The sequence below is a fragment of the Actinobacillus seminis genome, assembly GCF_002263215.1.
GTDB classification, from domain to species: domain Bacteria; phylum Pseudomonadota; class Gammaproteobacteria; order Enterobacterales; family Pasteurellaceae; genus Actinobacillus_B; species Actinobacillus_B seminis.
The window spans coordinates 177,475-197,174 of the sequence record NZ_NLFK01000003.1; the positions used below are offsets into that span (position 1 = coordinate 177,475).

The following is a 19,700-nucleotide window of genomic DNA, read 5'->3' on the forward strand; positions in this document are numbered from 1 at the left end:
TAAGGAAAAATCCATGCGTAATTATATTAAAATCGGGATTGCCGGTCCTGTGGGGGCCGGAAAAACCGCATTAATCGAAAAACTCACGCGCGAAATGGCAGACAAATATAGCGTTGCGATGATTACCAACGATATTTATACTCAAGAAGACGCGTCTATGAATTTAGAAGCAGTGGACGAAATGGCGGCACGTTTTCCGGATGTGGAAATTATTTTTATTGAATCCGGCGGCGATAATTTGTCGGCGACCTTTAGCCCGGATTTAGCAGATGTGACGATTTTTGTGATTGACGTAGCGCAAGGGGAAAAAATTCCGCGCAAAGGCGGTCCGGGTATCACGCGTTCGGATTTGTTGGTGATCAATAAAACCGATTTAGCGCCGTTTGTCGGCGCGGATTTAAGTGTGATGGAACGTGATGCTCGGCGCATGCGCCAAGGTCAGCCTTTTGTGTTTACCAATTTGATGAAAAAAGAAAATTTGGACAGCGTAATTGGTTGGATTGAAAAATATGCGTTACTCAAACACATGCCGGAACCCAAAAATTTGGTGCGTTAAGACATGAAAACCCAATTGATTTTATCCACAAAATGCAATGCTCAGGGTAAGACGCAATTAGATCGCTATTTTGTCTCGCCTCCCTTTAAATTGGTGACATTACCGCCTAAGGAGGATTGGGTGCATGAATTGCATGCTATGCAAATGAGTTCGTCACCGGGCTTGCTGGGAGGGGATGAAATTGAGGTGGATATTTCGTTGGCAAAAAACACCGCACTTTCGTTAACTACGCAAGCCTTTACGCGGGTACAAACCATGAATATTATGGATGTTGCCAAGCAACAGACTAAAATTACTTTGGCGGAAAATAGCGCGCTTTTTTATTTGCCACACCCTTTAGTATTGCATAAAGACAGCGCGTTGCAGCAAACCGCTGAAATTGAAATGGCAGCGCAAAGTCGGCTGATTTATGGGGAAATCGTGGCAATTGGTCGCGTATTAAATGGGGAGCGCTTTGCATTTCGTTGTTTTTCTTCCTATTTACGCATCACTCATCAACAGCGCCCTTTATTATCAGATCGGATCTATTGGCAGCCGGAAACTATGGCGTTAACCGCGGTAAGTCAAATGGAAGATTTCTCCCATCAAGGATCCTTGGTGTATGTGGATTTAAGGCTGGATCATGGGCAAATCAAAACCTTGGTCAGCGAATTGCAACAAGACTATGCCACCGATGATGCGTTGGAAATCGGTGTTTCCCAGTTGAATACCGGCGGGTTGTTTATTCGAGTATTGGCATATCGAGCAGAGGCAATTGAGCATTTTTTCTCGCAGATTGGCAAGCGTTTAAAAGCGGTGTGAGTTGTATAAAAAACGGACATTGCGTCCGTTTTTCGCTTTCATTTAGGCTTTTTTCAAAAATTCCGATTTCAAGGAAAAACTTTGACCATCAATTTTACAATCCACGTCGTGATCGCCTTCGACTAAACGAATATTTTTCACTTTTGTACCTTTTTTCAATACGATAGAAGAGCCTTTGACCTTGAGATCTTTAATTAAAATCACTGAATCACCGTCTTGCAAGATATTGCCATTGCTGTCTTTTACCGTTTTTTCTTCGTTTTCTTCAACCATATCTTGTCGCGACCATTCATGAGCGCAATCGGGGCAAACAAATTGCATGCCATCATGATAGGTATATTCGCTGTGACAATTTGGGCAGTTAGGTATGCTTTCCATTTTTTCCTCTTAAAATAACCGAATGTTGGTGGGCGAGAGAGTATAACAAAAAAATCTGAACCAACCAAAATATCTGGTTTTTCGTTGGTATGGGCGTTAAATTAGAGTAAAATAGAGAAACATTTTTACTACAGGAATTTAACAAATGAAAAAATATACTATTTTATGTGGATTTTGTACCGCACTTTTTACTCTGCCTGCAACCGCACATAATATTCAACTTAATGCCTCGATTGCGCCGGTAACCGTAGCGGATGAGGGCGAGCTGACGGTAAATGGCAAAGATGTGACCTATCATGCTTGGCAATCTTCGGCGTTGAGCGGAAAAGTACGCATCTTGCAACATATTGCCGGGCGCGCCGGTGTGAAAGAAAAAAATGAACCCTTGATGGATGCTATCAAAACTCAGCATTTTGATCCGGCAAAATACCAAACAACGACGATTATTAATGCTGATGATGCGATTATTGGTACCGGTGCGTTTGTGAAAAGCAGTGCGGAGCGCGGTAAAAAAGAAAATATGCGAAGCCAAGTGATTTTAGACCAACAAAGTGCGGTCAAAAATGCTTGGGATTTGAAAGAAAAAGAAAGTTTGGTTGTGGTGTTGGATCACAATGGAAAAGTCAAATTTGTTAAAGAGGGGAAACTTAGTCCGGAAGAAATTCAGCAAGTAATTGAGCTGACGAATAAATTAATTGCAAAAATCGGGTAAGAAATGAAGAAGGGCAATCAAAATATGCCCGCCAGTTATAATTAATGGGCTAAAATGTTGGGAATAAATCCTAGGTTATGAATAATAGAAAGAATGTTTATGTTGCTTCAACCAATTGAACGTCATCCATTTCCACCCATATTGCCACCACAGGCGACGGTAATGATGATGGGAACCTTTCCGCCGACGCCTGAAAAGCGCTGTATGGAATTTCACTATCCCAATTTTCAAAATGATATGTGGCGGATTTACGGTTTGGTCTTTTTCAACGATAAAACCTATTTTCAAGTCAAAGGCGAAAAGCGCTTTGATGCGGAGCGAATTAAGGCATTTTTAATAGAACGGGGGATTGCTTCTTGCCCGACGGTATGGAAAGCTATCCGCGAGCAAGGCAATGCGTCGGATAAATTTTTAAAAATTGTGGAGCCGGTTCCGTTAGCGAATATTTTGCAACAACTTCCGCACTGCACATGGATTTTTACCACCGGAGGCAAAGCTACGGAAGCCTTGTTCAGTTTAGTGTCGGAAAAACTGAAAGAGCCGAAAACCAATGAGTTTATTGACTTTCCTTTTGCCGGGCGAGCGCTGAAATTATATCGCGTGCCATCCACGTCGCGTGCTTATCCTTTAAGTTTGGAGAAAAAAGCTGAAGCCTATCGTGCCTTTTTTGAGTTAGCGGGCGTTTTGTAAAAACAGGCATGACGAAAGTGTCAAAACGTAAGAAAAAATAACCGCACTTTTGCACTTTATTTTCCTTGGTGTAATGGACAAAAATGTGTGATTTTTGTCTATTACATCTTTTCCTTTTGATTGAAAATAAAAAAACACCTTTCGCTACCGAAAGGTGTTTATATCGTGTCCTAAATAAAATAAATGCAAAAATCTAGCGATTAAAGTTTATCTGCGTGTTGTTTTAGGTATTTTGCGACGCCTTCAGGGTTATCTTTCATCCCTTCTTTGCCTTTTTCCCATTGTGCCGGACAAACTTCACCGTGCTCTTCGTGGAATTGTAAGGCATCAACCATACGTAACATTTCGTCGATATTACGACCTAGTGGAAGATCGTTAACCACTTGGTGACGAACTACACCATTTTTGTCAATTAAGAATGAGGCACGTAATGCTACGCCTGCTTCCGGATGTTCAATACCATAAGCTTGAGCGATACTGTGTTTTACGTCACCGACTAACGCGTATTGTACTTGACCGATACCGCCGTTCTCTGTTGATGTATTACGCCATGCGTTGTGGGTGAATTCTGAGTCAATAGAAACACCGACAACTTCAACACCGCGTTTTTGGAATTCAGCATAACGGTGGTCAAATGCGATTAATTCTGACGGACAAACGAATGTAAAATCAAGCGGATAGAAGAACACGACCGCAGCTTTACCGGCAACATGTTGTTTAAAATTGAAGTTATCAACAATTTCACCGTTACCTAAAACGGCAGAAGCGGTAAAATCTGGGGCTTGACGAGTAACTAATACCATAGTAAAAATCTCCTTAATGATGGATTGATAACAAATTTTGCTGAAAGGCAAAATAAGTAAAAAATTAACGTTGAGCATTGTAAAAAAATTAATTTCAGTTGAATAGTTGGTTTTATCTATTAAACTAATTATTTATTTCTAATTAAATAAAACGGGAAACAAAATTATGTCTAACTTAAATTCTGTAGCAACCAGATTAATCCATTCCGGACGCAACAAACGCGTGACGCTGGGGAGTGTCAATCCGGTTATACAACGTGCTTCATCATTGGTTTTTGATAGCTTGGAAGAAAAGAAAAAAGCAACACAAAACCGTTTTAAAGGCGGGCTATTTTATGGGCGTCGCGGTACGTTAACGCATTTCGCTTTACAAGAGTTGATGTGCGAATTGGAGGGAGGGGCGGGTTGTTATTTGTATCCGTGCGGTGCGGCGGCGGTGACCAATAGTATTTTGTCTTTTGTTGCCAGTGGCGATCATATCTTAATGACCGGGGCGGCGTATGAGCCAACTCAAGAGTTCTGTATGACTATTTTGCAAAAAATGAATATACAAACGACCTTCTATGATCCGCTTATTGGGGAAAAAATTGCTCAATTGGTGCAGCCGAATACCAAAGTATTGTTTTTGGAAGCGCCGAGTTCGCTGACAATGGAAGTTCCCGATATTCCGGCGATTGTTAACGCAGTGAGAGCGGTTAATCCGGAAATTGTCATCATGATCGATAATACTTGGAGCAGCGGTGTATTATTCAAGGCATTGGATTTCGGTATTGATATTTCTATTCAGGCAGGAACCAAATATTTGGTGGGGCATTCCGATGCTTTGATTGGCACTGCGGTTGCTAATGAGAGATGTTGGGCGCAATTACGTGAACATTCGTATTTAATGGGGCAAATGGTAGATGCAGAGACAGCTTACATGACAGCAAGAGGAATTCGCAGTTTGATGCTCCGTTTGCAGCAACATGAAATTAGTAGCATTAAAGTTGCCAAATGGTTGCAAGAACAACCGGAAGTAAAAACTGTGTATCACCCTGCATTACCAAGTTGTCCGGGGCATGAGTATTTTAAACGAGATTTTTCCGGTTCCTGTGGTTTATTTTCTTTTGAATTGCAGCAAAAATTGACAGATCAGCAATTATCGGCTTTTATGGATCATTTTGAATTATTCGGGATGGCGTACTCTTGGGGAGGATTTGAATCATTGATTTTGTACAACCAACCGGAGGAAATTGCCAAGATCCGTCCAGCGATCAAGCGTCCGTTGACCGGTACGTTAATTCGCGTCCATATTGGACTTGAAGCGGTCGAGGAATTAATTGCTGATTTACGCAAAGGATTGGATCGTTTATAACGATAAACAGAAGGCGGGAAAATCCCGCCTTGTTTTTAGCGTAAAATTTGCATTTGATGCGTTGAGAATTGACTGACTAACGCTGTGATCATCTCACCGTTCGGTAGACATAAATCGGGAGCAATTTCGTATAAGGGAACAATCACGAATTCACGATTTTTCATATCATAATGCGGAACGGTTAAACGTTCATTGTGTAATTGCAGATCCTCATATAACAAAATATCCAAATCTAAGGTGCGTTCTCCCCAGCGACGCCGACGCACCCGTCCTTGTTCCTTTTCAATTTGTTGCAAGGCATCAAGTAATACCAAAGGTTCAAGTTCGGTTCGCAAACAGACAACCGCATTAACGTAATCCGGTTGATTTTGCGGTCCAAGCGGCTTGCTTTGATAAAAAGAACTGATTGCCATAAGCTGGGAATTCGGCAACCTATCCAATGCCTTTAATGCGGTATCAAGCTGCGTTTTAGGCTGATTTAAATTGCTGCCTAAGGCAATATAAACGGTTTTCATCATACAGTTTTTGGCGTACTACGACGTTTTCTCGGGTAATATTTTCTTTTCGGCTTAGGATGTAAACGTTGTTGTTCTTTGATTAAATTTATGCGCTGTTCTATATTGCTTAGCTGATATTCGTGCCACCAAGCTACTAATTCGACATACTCGCCACCCTCAATTTCTGCACGCATTGCCAACAAATCAAAGGCGGCTCTGAATTTGGGGTGTGCCATGGTTTTTACCGGCGTATTACCGGTACGTTTTAGTAACTGCAATTGTAAAAACCAAATATCGCGGATGACTGCTGTATGACGTCGGGGAGCAGCTAAAGATCGACATAAAGTATCCAATACTTCATTGCCGGCTAAAGCATAGGCATCATGATTATTCAGTCCGCCTTCATTTTTCAGCATTTCGACTTTTTCGCGCAATGGATACCAAAAGAACGCCGCAAATAAAAATGCCGGATTAATGCGCAATTTGTCTGCCAAACGCTCGTCAGTTGAGCTTAGGGATTTTAAAATCATGCGCTCGGCAAAACTGTCTTCTTGTTCAGTAAAATAGGGCATCAATGCGGGGAAAAGTTGCTCGAAAAGATGATATTCTCGCAATAATTTATAGGTTTTTACGCCATAACCGTTTTGCAATAATTTTAAACTTTCGTCAAATAAACGCGCCGGCGGAATATTTTTTAGTAATGGGGCAAGGGGACGAATGGGCGCTTCGCTCGGTTTTTCTAAAAACATATCCAATTTTGCCATAAAACGAATAGAACGTAACATTCTCACCGGATCTTCCTGATAACGTACCACCGGGTCACCAATTAAGCGCAATTTGCCGGCTTTCAGATCCTCCAGTCCGTGAAAATAATCACACAGGGTATTATTCTGCGGATTGTAATATAAGGCATTAACGGTAAAATCACGTCGAGCGGCATCTTGTTCTAAGGTGCCATATACATTATCGCGTAATAGCATACCGTCTTTGTTTTGTTTAGCTTGTTTTTCGTTGTTGGTTTCTTGGTGATGAGCGCGGAAGGTGGCAACTTCTATAATATCGCGTCCAAACATGACGTGTGCCAAGCGAAAACGGCGACCGACCAAGCGACATTGACGTTGAAAAATTGCCAGCACTTGCTCCGGACGAGCATTGGTAGCGACATCAAAATCTTTTGGTTTTTTCCCTAATAATAAATCACGCAAACAGCCACCAACCACATAGGCTTCAAAACCTTGGCGTTGCAATTTTTCTACCACAAACAGCGCATTTTTACTGATCATATGCGGGTAAATGCCAAATTGTGATGCCTTTATGACCGCTTTATGATAATGACGCGATAACGCCGTTTTTGGGAGCGCAGACGGATTGGCGAAAGGCGCTGCATTTCGTGGTAATACAGGTTTGAAATGTGTTTTTGTTTGAGAATCTGTTGTTTTATGTTCGTTGACGACAGGCTGTGCGTTCTTTTTTTTGCCTAACAGATTTTTAATTAACGTTAAAATAATAAACCTCGAGAATGCTCAATATAAATTAAAAACAAAAAGTGAAAAGTGCGGTGAAAATTACCGCACTTTCTCTTACCAATTTACAAATCAAAATTAGCTGATCATTTGTTTTTCGCGAATTTCTGCTAATGTTTTGCAATCAATGCAAAGATCCGCAGTTGGACGCGCTTCTAGACGACGAATGCCGATTTCTACACCACAAGACTTGCAATAACCAAACTCATCAGTGTCTAATTTTTTCAAGGTATTATCAATTTTTTTCATCAGTTTGCGTTCACGATCACGATTGCGTAATTCCAAGCTGAATTCTTCTTCTTGGGTCGCACGATCTGCCGGATCCGGGAAATTAGAGGCTTCATCTTGCATATGCGCTACGGTGCGGGAAGTTTCCTCATGAATTTGATCTTTCCAGGCTTGCAAGATTTTTTTGAAATGTTGTACCTGTTTCTCATTCATGTACTCCTCACCGTCTTGTAATCGGTACGGTTCAACACCGGCAAGAGCCAATAAGCTTAAAGAGGATTTAGACATAGGTATCTCCTAATAAAAATGCATCCATTTCTGTCGTTCAAACCGCATTGGAGGCGATAAGTATTCAAGTTGATTTTTTAAAGGCGATATAAATAACAGAACTTGGAACATTTAGCAAATAAATTTACGGTAAGATGGCGAATTTTACTGAATAAAATATTAAATTTGCGATCTAGGTTACAAAATTGCACAGCCAATCTTGTTGTCACTTGGTGAATTTTTCATATTTACGCTTAGTAATTGGTAATAATAATGAAAAATGATGAACATGTATAAGATAGGCGTTGATTTGGATTTGTTCACGCGAACAATTGTGTTGGCGGGGTTTAGCTTGGTTTTTTTGCCGAAATTGGCGTTGCTGGAATGGCATATGGCATGCGAGCTTTTTATTGCGTGCGCCTTGTTATTTGCGAGCACTTATCTCCCCTGTTGGCAATATGGCGGACAAAAAATAGTGCGCATCAACGCCTATTTTCGCCGGATTTTTGCGACCGGAATACTGCTCATATTATGTTTAGGCTATTTTCATTCCGCTGCGTTGGATCTTATTAAAACCGCAGAAAATATCACCGCACTTCCTGCACTTCCTGCTAAAATGAGGGTGAATTTTCGGATTGAAGAAGTGTTGCAGCAACAGGATTACCAACGCTTAATTGTTAAGGCGCGATTGCAAGCTGATTTACCGGAGCAACGGATTTATCTCAATTGGGCATTGCCGGCAAAGGCGCGTGCGGGTGAAATTTGGCGGGGAGAATTAAAACTGCGCCCACTGTCGGCGCGTTATAATTTCGGTGGGTTTGATCGGTTGCAATGGTATTTAGCGAAAGGGATTAGCGCTTATGGCAGCGTGAAAAGTGCGGTTAAAATTAAAGAGGATTTTCATTGGCGCGAGCGATGTTTGAATGCCGCGCGGCAACAAACCCAAGATTTACCCATGCAAGGATTATTGTTAGCCTTGGGGTTTGGCGAACGGGCGTGGCTGAGTACTGATGTGTGGCAACATTATCAACAAACCAACACTGCTCATTTAATCGCGATTTCCGGATTGCATATCGGCTTGGCAATGTGGGTGGGCTGGATATTGGCGCGTGGCGTGCAAGGGATTTTTCCTACGCATTGGATTTCTCCTTCTTTTCCTCTTATTTGTGGTCTTTTCGTGGCGTTAGGTTATGCGCAGCTTGCCGGATTAAGTATTCCGACTTTTCGCGCAGTGCTGGCGTTGATTATTTTGTGTGCCTTTCAATTTTTTCGAGCTTATTGTACGTCGTGGCAGTTTTTATGGCGGGTGGTGGCACTGTTATTGTTATATGATCCGCTGATGCTACTTTCCGGCAGTTTTTGGTTATCGGTCGGGGCAGTAGCCTGTCTCATTACTTGGTATCAGTTTGTTCCTTTGTCACTTTTTATGTGGCGCGGTCAGCCGGTACGTCAAGCGGTTGGGAAAACATTTCCGCTGTTTAGCTTATGTCATTTACAATTGGGGCTGTTGTGGTTATTTACGCCTATTCAGCTATTTTTATTTCATACTTTTTTCCCCATGGGCGGAGTGGCGAATTTATTGGCTGTTCCGCTTTTTAGTTTTATTTTAGTGCCGCTGGTATTATTCGCTTTAGCAACGCAAGGCGCTTGGCAATCTTGGTGGTGGGCGGATAACATTGCACAATGGATAACAGAAATATTGCGCCATTTGGCAGTTGGCGAGCTGTGGGTTTCGCAAAAAAACGCGTTAATTTTGACCGCACTTTTTGCCCTGTGCTTTGCTTGTTATGTGTCATATTTAAAGCGCTTACAAGTAAAGGCTGCCTTAGAGATTGCCAATGTACATGCGCCTCGATTTCCGCTGTCTTTAAATTTCCGAGCAATTCCGGCTAAATCGGCTTTACACGCGGCGCAATGTTTGGCGTTAGGTTTGGTTGTCGGTTGTTTCGGCGTTTGGGGCTATAGCAAAATGACCGAACCGCTGTGGCGGTTAGAAAGTTTGGATGTGGGACAGGGGTTGGCAATGCTATTGGTAAAAAATGATCGTGGTATTTTATATGATACCGGTTCGGCATGGCAGGGCGGCAGTATGGCTCGATTGGAAATTCTACCTTATTTACAACGCCAAGGTATCCAATTGGAACAACTTATTCTTAGCCATGATGATAATGATCATGCGGGTGGAGTGAGAGATATTTTGGCAGTTTATCCGGATATTACAGTAATTCGTTCTTCTTTCAAAAACGCGGGAGAAAAGCACCGCACTTTATGCAAGCAAGGGGTGCGTTGGGAATGGCAGGGGTTGCATTTTAGTGCACTGGCGCCACAAAAAAATATTGCTCGGGCGAAAAACGAGCATTCTTGCGTGTTGTTAGTATCGGATGAAACCTATCGAGTTTTGTTAACGGGAGATGCTGATCTTGCTCTGGAAAATACCTTTGTCCCCTTGTTGGATAAAATTGACCTGTTGCAGGTCGGGCATCATGGAAGTCGAACGTCAACCGGCAAGACGTTAGTGCAAACCGCCCGTCCTGATATAGCGTTAATTTCGGCAAGTCGTTGGAATGCTTGGGGATTTCCGCACGCGGAGGTGGTAAATCGGCTGAAAGAAAATGCAGTGACGGTTTATAATACCGCCTTATCGGGGCAAATTCGTGTCGAATTTACGCCAAAATATATGCGAGTTAAAACCGCCAGAAATCCTTGGGCACCTTGGTATCATCAGATGATCGGCGAAGAATAAAACGAAGGAGCAGGACTATCTTTTTTGACTGCGTTGGCTTGTGGAAAAAATCAAGGTACAATAGACCGATTTTTTACAACTAAAAGACGATGTTATGCAAGATAAAGATCTTTCTACATTCCAAACATTTAAACGCTTATGGCCGATGATTTCGCCTTTTAAAATCGGGTTGATTGTGGCGGGAATTACTTTAGTATTCAATGCATTGACCGATGCGGCGTTAATTCAAATGTTAAAACCCTTATTGGACGACGGTTTTGGCAAAGCCGATGTCTCTTTTTTACGTATGATGGCGATTGTGGTAGTGTTGCTGATTATTTTGCGCGGTGCGACCAGTTTTGTGTCTTCTTATTGTTTGGCATGGGTGTCCGGTAAAGTGGTGATGACCATGCGTCGTCGTTTGTTTAAACATTTAATGTATATGCCGGTGAGCTTTTTTGACCAAAATTCCGCCGGTAAATTGCTTTCGCGGATTACGTATGACAGCGAACAAGTGGCGAATTCTTCTTCAAATTCGTTAACGACCATTGTGCGCGAAGGAGCGTATATTCTTTCTTTGCTCGGTGTGATGATTTATACCAGTTGGCAGCTTTCCGTAGTGTTATTTATTATCGGACCGATTATTGCGGTGTTAATTCGCATGGTTTCTAAAACTTTTCGTCGTTTAAGTAAAAATATGCAAAATTCCATGGGAGAATTAACCTCAACTGCCGAACAAATGTTACGAGGACATAAAGTCGTGTTATCTTTCGGCGGGCAACGCATTGAAGAAAAACGCTTTAATGCGGTGAGCAATGATATGCGACGCAAAGGCATGAAAATGACGGTTGCCAATGCGATTTCCGATCCTATTGTACAAGTGATCGCTTCTTTTGCCTTGTCTGCAGTGTTATATTTAGCCACTTTGCCTGCGATTATGAGTCAAAATTTAACTGCCGGCTCTTTTACTGTAGTTTTTTCTTCCATGTTAGCTATGATGCGCCCGTTAAAATCTTTAACCAATGTAAATGCGAATTTTCAACGCGGTATGGCGGCATGTCAAACTTTATTTGCGATTTTAGACATGGAAACGGAAAAAGATAACGGGACGTATCATGTGGAAAAAGCCAAAGGCAATTTGCGTTTTAATAACGTGAGTTTTGCATATGAGGGTAAGGATGAACGTGCGTTAAATCACATTTCGTTTGCAGTACCGGCAGGGAGAACCGTGGCGTTGGTAGGACGTTCCGGATCGGGAAAATCCACGATTGCTAATTTGGTGACCCGTTTTTATGATATCCAAGAGGGCGAGATTACCTTAGATGATGTCAATATCCAGGATTATCGCTTGACTGATTTGCGCGAAAATTGCGCGGTGGTATCGCAACAAGTGCATTTATTTAACGATACGGTGGCGAATAATATCGCCTATGCGGCGCAAGATAAATACTGTCGCGAAGATATTATTAAGGCGGCAACTGCAGCACATGCCATGGAGTTTATTGAAAAATTGCCACAAGGTTTAGATACACTGATTGGCGAAAACGGCGCCAGTTTATCCGGCGGGCAGCGCCAACGTTTGGCGATTGCGCGTGCTTTACTGCGCGATTCGCCGGTGTTGATTTTGGATGAAGCCACTTCGGCACTGGATACGGAATCAGAGCGTGCTATTCAGGCAGCATTGGAGGAATTGCAACGTGAGCGTACGATATTAGTGATTGCGCACCGTTTATCGACCATTGAAAAGGCGGATGAAATTTTAGTGATTGATCATGGTGAAATTAAAGAACGCGGTAATCATCAGCAGTTATTGGCGTTAGACGGCGCCTATAAACAATTGTATACCATGCAATTTAGCCAATAATTTAACCGCACTTTATCTAAAGAGGATGAGATGAACTTTTGGTATGCAAAAACGAAGATAGCACGTCTGGTGTCGTGGCTGTTGTTGCCTTTAAGCGTACTTTTTTGGCTTATCAGTTCATGGCGTCGTTTTTTATGGCAAAAAGGTTGGTTAGCGTCATATCGCGCGCCGGTACCGGTCATTATTGTAGGCAATTTATCGGTGGGTGGAAATGGAAAAACGCCGGTAGTGGTGTGGCTGGTGGACCAGTTGCAACAACGTGGCGTGAACGTCGGCGTAATTTCTCGTGGTTATGGTAGTCAAGCGAAACAATATCCGCTGTTGGTATCCGCACAAACAGATCCGCAAGAAGGCGGTGATGAGCCGGTGTTAATCGCGAAACGTACCGGCGCACCGGTGTGCATTTCGCCTAACCGCCGGCAGGCGATCGAGTTATTACTGCGATCTTTTCCTTGCGATCTGATTATTAGCGACGACGGATTGCAACATTACCCATTACAACGGGATATGGAAATTGTGGTAGTAGATGGTGAGCGCGTTTTCGGTAACGGATTTGTGCTGCCGGCGGGACCTTTGCGTGAATTGCCGGCACGCTTAAAACAAGTGGATTTAATTATTGCCAACGAAAAATCGATTCCGCACACCGATACGTTGATGCGATTAGTGCCGTATTATGCCATCAATTTAAAAACACAAGAAAAACGTTTGTTGACGGAATTTGTTCAGCAACCTGCTATCGCCTTGGCAGGTATTGGGCATCCACCGCGTTTTTTTTCCATGTTGCAAACATTGGGCATTCAATTACTCCATTGCCACGCATTTGCCGATCATCAAGCCTATTCTGTCTCACTTATTCAACCTTTGGCACAAGCAAATACGCCTTTGTTGATGACGGAAAAAGATGCGGTTAAATGTGAAAATTTTGCGCAAGAGAATTGGTGGTTTGTGCCGATTGAGGCGCAGATTGATGCAAGAAGTGCGATGCAATTTATTGATAAAATTATAAAAAAAGTAAACGAGGATAGAAGATGAATACCGGATTATTGGAAATTGTGGCTTGTCCGATTTGTCAAGGACGATTGAAATACGACAAAGAAAACGAACGCTTAATTTGTCATTTTGATCATATTGCCTATCCCATCCAACAAGGCATTCCTGTCTTGCTTGCCGAACAAGGTGTTGCCTTAACATCAAGCGAGGAAAGCTCCCATGACTAAATTTACCGTGATTATTCCGGCACGTTATGCGTCCTCCCGTTTGCCGGGGAAACCGTTGGCGGATATTGCCGGCAAACCCATGATTGAACACGTTTGGCAACAAGCACAGCGCGCCGGCGCGGAACGTGTGATCGTAGCGACAGATCATGATGAAGTAGCGAATGTTGTGCGATCTTTTGGCGGCGAAGTCTGTTTGACCTCGGAAAAACACAATTCCGGGACTGAACGTCTTGCCGAGGTGGTGGAAAAATTGGGGATAGCGGATGATGAAATTATTGTCAATATTCAAGGTGATGAACCGCTAATTCCTCCGCGTATTGTGCGCCAAGTGGCAGATAATTTAGCCAAATATTCAGTTAATATGGCCAGTCTTGCGGTGAAAATTGAAGAAGCGGAGGAATTATTTAATCCGAATGTGGTGAAAGTGGTGACTGATCATGCCGGATATGTATTGTATTTTTCACGCGCGGTGATTCCGTGGAATCGCGATCAATTTGCAGCGTTGCACAATGCTTCCGTGGATATATCACAACTGAATTTAACCGAGCATTATTGGCGACATATTGGTATCTATGCCTATCGTGCAGGATTTATTCAGCAATATATTCGCCGGAAACCGACCGCACTTGAGCAAATTGAGAGCCTAGAGCAGTTGCGTGTATTGTGGTATGGTGAAAAAATCCACGTTGAACCTGCATTGGAAGTACCGGCGGTCGGTGTGGATACGCCGGAGGATTTGGAAAAAGTGCGGTTAATTTTAGGACATTTTGCATAAATTATATGAGGTTTGACGCTAAATCATTCTTGGCGAATGTGCCGCATAATGCGGGTGTGTATCGTATGTATGACGATAAGGACACGGTGATTTATGTGGGCAAAGCCAAGGATCTAAAAAAACGCTTGTCCAGTTATTTTCGTCGTCAAGCAGCGAGCAAAAAAACGGAAGCTTTAGTCGCTGCCATTACTCGCATTGAAACGACGATTACCTCTTCTGAAACCGAAGCCTTATTACTGGAACATAATTACATTAAACAATATCAGCCACGTTATAACGTTTTGTTACGTGACGATAAATCCTATCCTTATATTTTGCTCACCCAAGAACGCCACCCGAGAATTAGTGCTTATCGTGGTGCGAAAAAAGTGCAAGGTGAGTATTTCGGTCCTTATCCGCACGCCGGTGCGGTGCGTGAAACCTTGGTGTTGTTACAAAAATTATTCCCGATTCGCCAATGTGAAAATTCGGTGTATAACAACCGTTCGCGCCCTTGTTTGCAATATCAAATTGGACGTTGTTTAGCGCCTTGCGTTGCCGGTTATGTGGGCGATGAAGATTATGCACAACAAGTAAATTTTGCACGTTTATTTTTGCAAGGCAAAGATCAGCAAGTGCTGGAACATTTGATCAGCAAAATGGAACAGGCAAGCCGGGGGTTAAATTTTGAAGCGGCGGCACGATTTCGTGATCAAATTCAAGCGGTGCGTTCGGTGATTGAAAAACAATTTGTAGATAATGAGCGTTTGGATGATTTGGACATTTTGTCGATTGCTTATCAATTGGGAATTGCTTGTGTACAAGTGTTGTTTATTCGTCAAGGCAAGGTACTGGGAAATCGCAGCTATTTTCCCAAAGTGCCGGCGAATACGGATTTATCCGAATTAACCGCAACCTTTGTGGGACAATTTTATTTGCAAGGTTATCAAGGGCGCAGTATTCCGAACAGCATTATTGTGGATCATAAATTAGGCGAAAAAAATGAGCTGGAAGCCTTGTTGACCGCACAAGCCGGACATAAAGTGAGTATTCAGGATAATGTGAAAGGAGATAAGAGCAAATATTTGCAATTGGCGAAAATGAATGCGAAAGCGGCTTTGGTAACACAGTTGAAACAGGCGTCGTTGATGCGGGAGCGCTATGCGGAATTGGCGAATTTGTTGGGCATGGAAAACATTCGACGCATGGAATGTTTTGATATTAGTCATACCATGGGCGAACAAACTATTGCTTCTTGCGTGGTGTTTAATCAAGAGGGACCGTTAAAATCGGATTATCGGCGTTTTAATATTAGCGGGATTACCGGTGGTGATGATTATGCGGCAATGGAGCAAGCGTTGCTGAAACGATTTGATCGTGATTTGAGCGAAGATAAAATTCCGGATATTGTGTTTATTGATGGTGGCAAAGGACAACTTAATCGGGCTTTGCAAGTGTTTCAACGATTGCAGGTAAATTGGGATAAAAATCGACCGCTCTTAATTGGCGTGGCGAAAGGTGTGGATCGTAAAGCGGGACTGGAAACGCTGATTATCAGCCGACAAGATAAAGAAGTCCATTTGCCGGCGGATAATTTGGCGTTACATTTAATTCAACATATTCGTGACGAAAGTCATCATCATGCGATCAGTGGACATCGTAAAAAGCGCCAAAAGGCGTTAACGCAAAGCGGATTGGAAATGATCGAGGGCGTTGGCGCTAAAAGACGTCAGGCGTTGTTGAAATATTTAGGCGGGATGCAAGGGGTGAAAAAAGCAACAGTGGATGAAATGGCGTCAGTACCTATGATTTCTCGAGCATTAGCTGAAAAAATTTTTGCGACTTTGCACGATTAACGGCGTGAATTTAAGTTTGTTCAAAAAGTAAATGATAAAGAGTGCGGTGCTTTTTTCATAAGTTTTGTTCATAAGATGAAATGTAAAATCTTTTTTAAATCTGCAAAAATTTTTTTCTATTTTTATTATTTAATGTTACAGTTAAGAGAGTTTGACTTTTGGTCATTTTAAGGGAATTAAGCAGGCTAATTGTTTGCTTAGTATAATTAATCAATCACGTTGAAGGAAACATTATGTTAATTGGTGTACCTAGAGAACTGCTTGATAACGAAAGTCGCGTAGCGGCTACACCGAAAACCGTCCAACAAATTTTGAAACTCGGTTTTGAAGTTATTGTGGAAAAAGGTGCCGGCTTTAAGGCGAGTTTTGAAGATCACACGTTTGAACAAGTCGGCGCCAAAATTGGCTCGGCAAAAGAGGTTTGGCAAGCAGACATTATCTTTAAAGTTAATGCGCCTGAAGAAGCGGAAATTCCGCTGATTAAAGAAGGAGCGACGTTAGTTAGCTTTATTTGGCCGGCACAAAATCCGGATTTAATGGCGAAATTGTCGGCTAAAAAAATTAATGTGTTGGCAATGGACGCTGTACCACGTATTTCTCGTGCCCAGTCATTAGATGCACTAAGTTCAATGGCAAATATTGCCGGTTATCGTGCGGTGGTAGAAGCGGCGCATGAATTCGGCAGTTTCTTTACCGGACAAATTACCGCCGCCGGTAAAGTTCCGCCGGCGAAAGTGTTGGTGATAGGTGCCGGTGTGGCCGGATTGGCCGCAATCGGTGCGGCAAATAGCTTAGGGGCGATTGTTCGCGCTTTTGACTCTCGTTCGGAAGTAAAAGAACAAGTAGAATCCATGGGCGCAAGCTTCTTAGAGATTGATTTTAAAGAAGAAGGCGGCAGTGGCGACGGTTATGCGAAAGTGATGTCGGAAGAATTTAACCGTCGTGCTTTAGCACTTTATGCTGAACAAGCAAAAGAAGTGGACATTATTATTACCACCGCTTTAATTCCGGGTAAACCGGCACCGCGTTTAATTACAAAAGAAATGGTCGAGAGCATGAAACCGGGTTCCGTGATTGTGGACTTGGCGGCTGCCACCGGCGGTAACTGTGAATTAAGCAAAGCGGGTGAAGTGGTTGTGACCGATAATCAAGTGAAAATCATTGGTTATACGGATTTACCAAGTCGTTTGCCAACCCAATCTTCCCAACTTTATGGTACTAACTTAGTTAATTTACTCAAACTGTTATGTAAAGAAAAAGATGGTAATATCAATATTGATTTTGAAGATGTGGTATTACGCGGTGTTACTGTAATTCGTGAAGGTGAAGTGACATGGCCGGCTCCGCCAATTAAAGTTTCTGCACAACCGCAACAAAAAGCGGCAGCGGTGCCGGCGGAGAAAAAAGAAGAAAAACCACTTGATCCAAAAGTGAAATATGGCGTGATGGCGGCAGTCGGTGCGCTTTTTTTATGGTTAGGTTCAATTATGCCTTCCGCTTTCCTTTCTCACTTTACGGTCTTCGTTTTGGCTTGTGTGGTCGGCTATTATGTTGTTTGGAACGTAAGTCATGCGTTACATACGCCGTTAATGGCGGTAACCAATGCGATTTCAGGAATTATCATTGTGGGGGCATTGTTGCAAATCGCACAAGGTAGTTTCTTTGTCAGCATCTTGGCATTTATCGCAATTTTAGTGGCAAGTATCAATATCTTCGGTGGCTTCAAAGTCACCCAACGTATGCTTGCAATGTTTAGAAAAGGATAGGGAGATACAGCAATGTCTGAAGGTTTAGTACAAGCTGCCTATATAGTTGCAGCGTTACTTTTCATTATGAGCTTAGCCGGTCTTTCTAAACATGAGACTGCAAAAGCCGGATGCTGGTACGGTATTGTGGGGATGACCCTTGCGTTAATTGCCACCATTTTCGGACCTCATTCACAGGGCACATTATGGATCATCATTGCAATGGTTATTGGTGCGGCAATCGGTATTCACCGTGCATTAAAAGTTGAAATGACCGAAATGCCCGAGTTAGTGGCGATTTTACATAGCTTCGTTGGTTTAGCGGCAGTATTAGTTGGTTTTAACAGCTTTGGTTTACACGTTACTCCGGAATTTGTGATTCCAGAAGGCGTGTTATACACCACTGAAGCTGCGCAAAAAGCGTTAGAAGCGCAACAACTTGCTTTTGCTGAAGAACAAGCGGCGTTAGCCAATATCCACAATGTTGAAGTGTTCTTAGGGATCTTTATCGGTGCGGTGACCTTTACCGGTTCTGTAGTGGCATTTGGTAAATTGCGCGGCATCATCAACTCGAAAGCCTTAATGTTACCGCACCGCCACAAATTAAATTTGGCGGCATTAGTGGTTTCTGCCTTATTGATGGTGGCATTCTTAAAATCACCGGAAAATATTTTCCCGGTATTATTAATGGCCATTATCGCATTGGCATTCGGATGGCACTTAGTAACATCAATCGGTGGTGCTGATATGCCAGTTGTGGTGTCAATGTTGAACTCCTATTCCGGTTGGGCAGCAGCAGCGGCAGGCTTTATGTTGAACAATGACTTGTTAATTGTTACCGGTGCCTTGGTCGGTTCATCTGGTGCGATCTTGTCTTATATTATGTGTAAAGCAATGAACCGTTCATTTATCAGTGTTATTGCTGGCGGTTTCGGTAATGATGTGCAAGTAAGTTCTGACGAAGAACAAGGTGAGCATCGCGAAACAACCGCAGAAGAAGTGGCAGAAATGTTGAAAAATGCAAACTCTGTGATCATCACTCCGGGATACGGTATGGCGGTTGCACAAGCGCAATACCCAGTAGCGGAAATTACACAAAAATTACGTGAACGTGGCGTAAATGTGCGTTTCGGTATTCATCCGGTTGCCGGACGTTTACCTGGACATATGAACGTCTTATTAGCAGAAGCTAAAGTGCCTTATGATGTGGTATTGGAAATGGATGAAATCAATGATGATTTTCCAGATACTGATGTGGTCTTGGTTATCGGCGCGAACGATACGGTTAACCCTGCAGCTATGGACGATCCGAACAGTCCAATTGCCGGAATGCCGGTGCTTGAAGTTTGGAAAGCTGCGAACGTGGTAGTATTTAAACGCTCTATGGCAGTAGGTTACGCCGGTGTACAAAATCCATTGTTCTTTAAAGAAAATACCCAAATGTTGTTTGGTGATGCGAAAGAACGCGTGGATGATATTTTAAAAGCCCTATAATCAGCGCGATAAAAATAACCAAAACACCATAAAACTTGACCGCACTTTTAAAGTGCGGTTATTTTTTAGCATAGTAGATAAAATAGCTAGTATTTTCGGTATTATGTAGCAGTTGCACAAAGACCAAAATTCAATCTTGACCACAATAAAATTTCTGATGCCCTTAACTTTCAAAATAGAGTTAAGGGCATTTCTTTTGCTTAATTCTAACTCATTTTCCCACACATTCGACAAAATTT

18 protein-coding genes are annotated in these 19,700 nt (G+C 42.6%); 13 read left to right on the top strand and 5 right to left on the bottom strand.

All coding sequences use genetic code 11. The annotated features are described in order from the left end of the window. Window positions 1-13 precede the first annotated feature (13 nt). Together ureG and CFY87_RS04360 are read left to right on the top strand one after the other, a co-directional pair. The gene (ureG, locus tag CFY87_RS04355; protein ID WP_094946034.1) at window positions 14-556 is read left to right on the top strand and encodes an urease accessory protein UreG; all 543 of its coding nucleotides are present in this window, start codon (window positions 14-16) and stop codon (window positions 554-556) included. A gap of 3 nt (window positions 557-559) precedes the next feature. Next, window positions 560-1,357 carry an urease accessory protein UreD gene (locus tag CFY87_RS04360; protein WP_094946035.1) on the top strand — a complete coding sequence of 266 codons (798 nt, stop codon included), beginning with the start codon at window positions 560-562 and terminating at the stop codon, window positions 1,355-1,357. A gap of 42 nt (window positions 1,358-1,399) precedes the next feature. Here CFY87_RS04360 and CFY87_RS04365 read toward each other — a convergent pair whose 3' ends face one another. Further along, window positions 1,400-1,735, bottom strand: a complete 336-nt coding sequence (locus CFY87_RS04365) for a zinc ribbon domain-containing protein YjdM (RefSeq protein WP_094946036.1) — start codon at window positions 1,733-1,735, stop codon at window positions 1,400-1,402. Between the two features lie 145 nt (window positions 1,736-1,880). Between CFY87_RS04365 and CFY87_RS04370 the strand changes: the two genes are divergently transcribed. Together CFY87_RS04370 and CFY87_RS04375 are read left to right on the top strand one after the other, a co-directional pair. Further along, window positions 1,881-2,447, top strand: a complete 567-nt coding sequence (locus CFY87_RS04370) for a YtfJ family protein (protein ID WP_094946037.1) — start codon at window positions 1,881-1,883, stop codon at window positions 2,445-2,447. Between the two features lie 99 nt (window positions 2,448-2,546). Continuing rightward, on the top strand, window positions 2,547-3,137 hold the full coding sequence (locus tag CFY87_RS04375) for a DNA glycosylase (protein ID WP_094946038.1): 591 nt from the start codon (window positions 2,547-2,549) through the stop codon (window positions 3,135-3,137). 200 nt (window positions 3,138-3,337) lie between these two features. Here the strand turns inward: CFY87_RS04375 and CFY87_RS04380 are convergent, their stop codons facing one another. Beyond that, complete coding sequence (locus tag CFY87_RS04380) at window positions 3,338-3,940, bottom strand: peroxiredoxin C (RefSeq protein WP_094946039.1); 603 nt, start codon at window positions 3,938-3,940, stop codon at window positions 3,338-3,340. 166 nt (window positions 3,941-4,106) lie between these two features. Between CFY87_RS04380 and metC the strand changes: the two genes are divergently transcribed. Next, a complete protein-coding gene (metC, locus tag CFY87_RS04385) occupies window positions 4,107-5,294 on the top strand; it encodes a cystathionine beta-lyase (RefSeq protein ID WP_094946040.1) in 1,188 nt (395 codons plus the stop codon). A gap of 35 nt (window positions 5,295-5,329) precedes the next feature. On the opposite strand, the gene folK is transcribed toward metC, so the two are convergent. The 3 genes from folK to dksA form a co-directional block, all read right to left on the bottom strand. Beyond that, entirely contained in the window at window positions 5,330-5,809 is a 480-nt protein-coding gene (gene folK / locus CFY87_RS04390) for a 2-amino-4-hydroxy-6-hydroxymethyldihydropteridine diphosphokinase (protein ID WP_094946108.1), read from the bottom strand. Further along, on the bottom strand, window positions 5,809-7,074 hold the full coding sequence (gene pcnB / locus CFY87_RS04395) for a polynucleotide adenylyltransferase PcnB (RefSeq protein ID WP_419670246.1): 1,266 nt from the start codon (window positions 7,072-7,074) through the stop codon (window positions 5,809-5,811). The genes folK and pcnB overlap by 1 nt, the downstream gene beginning before the upstream one ends. Before the next feature lie 318 nt (window positions 7,075-7,392). Continuing rightward, entirely contained in the window at window positions 7,393-7,830 is a 438-nt protein-coding gene (gene dksA, locus CFY87_RS04400) for an RNA polymerase-binding protein DksA (RefSeq protein ID WP_094946042.1), read from the bottom strand. Between the two features lie 268 nt (window positions 7,831-8,098). Here dksA and CFY87_RS04405 point away from each other — a divergent pair, with 268 nt between their 5' ends. The 8 genes from CFY87_RS04405 to pntB all read left to right on the top strand — a co-directional run bounded on the left by CFY87_RS04405 (window position 8,099) and on the right by pntB (window position 19,461). Then, window positions 8,099-10,552, top strand: a complete 2,454-nt coding sequence (locus CFY87_RS04405) for a DNA internalization-related competence protein ComEC/Rec2 (RefSeq protein WP_094946109.1) — start codon at window positions 8,099-8,101, stop codon at window positions 10,550-10,552. A 94-nt stretch (window positions 10,553-10,646) separates the two neighbouring features. Next, on the top strand, window positions 10,647-12,395 hold the full coding sequence (gene msbA, locus CFY87_RS04410; RefSeq protein WP_094946043.1) for a lipid A ABC transporter ATP-binding protein/permease MsbA: 1,749 nt from the start codon (window positions 10,647-10,649) through the stop codon (window positions 12,393-12,395). 30 nt (window positions 12,396-12,425) lie between these two features. Next, complete coding sequence (gene lpxK / locus CFY87_RS04415; RefSeq protein WP_094946044.1) at window positions 12,426-13,427, top strand: tetraacyldisaccharide 4'-kinase; 1,002 nt, start codon at window positions 12,426-12,428, stop codon at window positions 13,425-13,427. Beyond that, entirely contained in the window at window positions 13,424-13,612 is a 189-nt protein-coding gene (locus CFY87_RS04420) for a Trm112 family protein (RefSeq protein WP_094946045.1), read from the top strand. Before lpxK ends, CFY87_RS04420 begins: the two co-directional genes overlap by 4 nt. Beyond that, window positions 13,605-14,387: a 3-deoxy-manno-octulosonate cytidylyltransferase gene (gene kdsB / locus CFY87_RS04425; RefSeq protein ID WP_094946046.1), complete on the top strand. Its 783-nt coding sequence runs from the start codon at window positions 13,605-13,607 to the stop codon at window positions 14,385-14,387. Before CFY87_RS04420 ends, kdsB begins: the two co-directional genes overlap by 8 nt. 5 nt (window positions 14,388-14,392) lie before the next feature. Then, complete coding sequence (gene uvrC / locus CFY87_RS04430; protein WP_094946047.1) at window positions 14,393-16,222, top strand: excinuclease ABC subunit UvrC; 1,830 nt, start codon at window positions 14,393-14,395, stop codon at window positions 16,220-16,222. Window positions 16,223-16,455: 233 nt separating this feature from the next. Further along, window positions 16,456-17,988 carry a Re/Si-specific NAD(P)(+) transhydrogenase subunit alpha gene (pntA, locus tag CFY87_RS04435; protein ID WP_094946048.1) on the top strand — a complete coding sequence of 511 codons (1,533 nt, stop codon included), beginning with the start codon at window positions 16,456-16,458 and terminating at the stop codon, window positions 17,986-17,988. Between the two features lie 12 nt (window positions 17,989-18,000). Then, on the top strand, window positions 18,001-19,461 hold the full coding sequence (gene pntB / locus CFY87_RS04440; RefSeq protein WP_094946049.1) for a Re/Si-specific NAD(P)(+) transhydrogenase subunit beta: 1,461 nt from the start codon (window positions 18,001-18,003) through the stop codon (window positions 19,459-19,461). The last annotated feature ends 239 nt before the right edge of the window (window positions 19,462-19,700 follow it).

Bases quoted from the DNA above. Each gene is read 5' to 3' on its own strand.
- metC (WP_094946040.1), top strand. From the start codon at position 4,107: ATGTCTAACTTAAATTCTGTAGCAACCAGATTAATCCATTCCGGACGC.
- CFY87_RS04360 (WP_094946035.1), top strand. From the start codon at position 560: ATGAAAACCCAATTGATTTTATCCACAAAATGCAATGCTCAGGGTAAG.
- CFY87_RS04375 (WP_094946038.1), top strand. From the start codon at position 2,547: ATGTTGCTTCAACCAATTGAACGTCATCCATTTCCACCCATATTGCCA.
- pntA (WP_094946048.1), top strand. From the start codon at position 16,456: ATGTTAATTGGTGTACCTAGAGAACTGCTTGATAACGAAAGTCGCGTA.
- CFY87_RS04420 (WP_094946045.1), top strand. From the start codon at position 13,424: ATGAATACCGGATTATTGGAAATTGTGGCTTGTCCGATTTGTCAAGGA.
- pcnB (WP_419670246.1), bottom strand. From the start codon at position 7,074: ATGATCAGTAAAAATGCGCTGTTTGTGGTAGAAAAATTGCAACGCCAA.
- CFY87_RS04365 (WP_094946036.1), bottom strand. From the start codon at position 1,735: ATGGAAAGCATACCTAACTGCCCAAATTGTCACAGCGAATATACCTAT.
- CFY87_RS04405 (WP_094946109.1), top strand. From the start codon at position 8,099: ATGTATAAGATAGGCGTTGATTTGGATTTGTTCACGCGAACAATTGTG.
- lpxK (WP_094946044.1), top strand. From the start codon at position 12,426: ATGAACTTTTGGTATGCAAAAACGAAGATAGCACGTCTGGTGTCGTGG.
- CFY87_RS04380 (WP_094946039.1), bottom strand. From the start codon at position 3,940: ATGGTATTAGTTACTCGTCAAGCCCCAGATTTTACCGCTTCTGCCGTT.
- CFY87_RS04370 (WP_094946037.1), top strand. From the start codon at position 1,881: ATGAAAAAATATACTATTTTATGTGGATTTTGTACCGCACTTTTTACT.
- pntB (WP_094946049.1), top strand. From the start codon at position 18,001: ATGTCTGAAGGTTTAGTACAAGCTGCCTATATAGTTGCAGCGTTACTT.
- uvrC (WP_094946047.1), top strand. From the start codon at position 14,393: ATGAGGTTTGACGCTAAATCATTCTTGGCGAATGTGCCGCATAATGCG.
- ureG (WP_094946034.1), top strand. From the start codon at position 14: ATGCGTAATTATATTAAAATCGGGATTGCCGGTCCTGTGGGGGCCGGA.
- kdsB (WP_094946046.1), top strand. From the start codon at position 13,605: ATGACTAAATTTACCGTGATTATTCCGGCACGTTATGCGTCCTCCCGT.
- folK (WP_094946108.1), bottom strand. From the start codon at position 5,809: ATGAAAACCGTTTATATTGCCTTAGGCAGCAATTTAAATCAGCCTAAA.
- msbA (WP_094946043.1), top strand. From the start codon at position 10,647: ATGCAAGATAAAGATCTTTCTACATTCCAAACATTTAAACGCTTATGG.
- dksA (WP_094946042.1), bottom strand. From the start codon at position 7,830: ATGTCTAAATCCTCTTTAAGCTTATTGGCTCTTGCCGGTGTTGAACCG.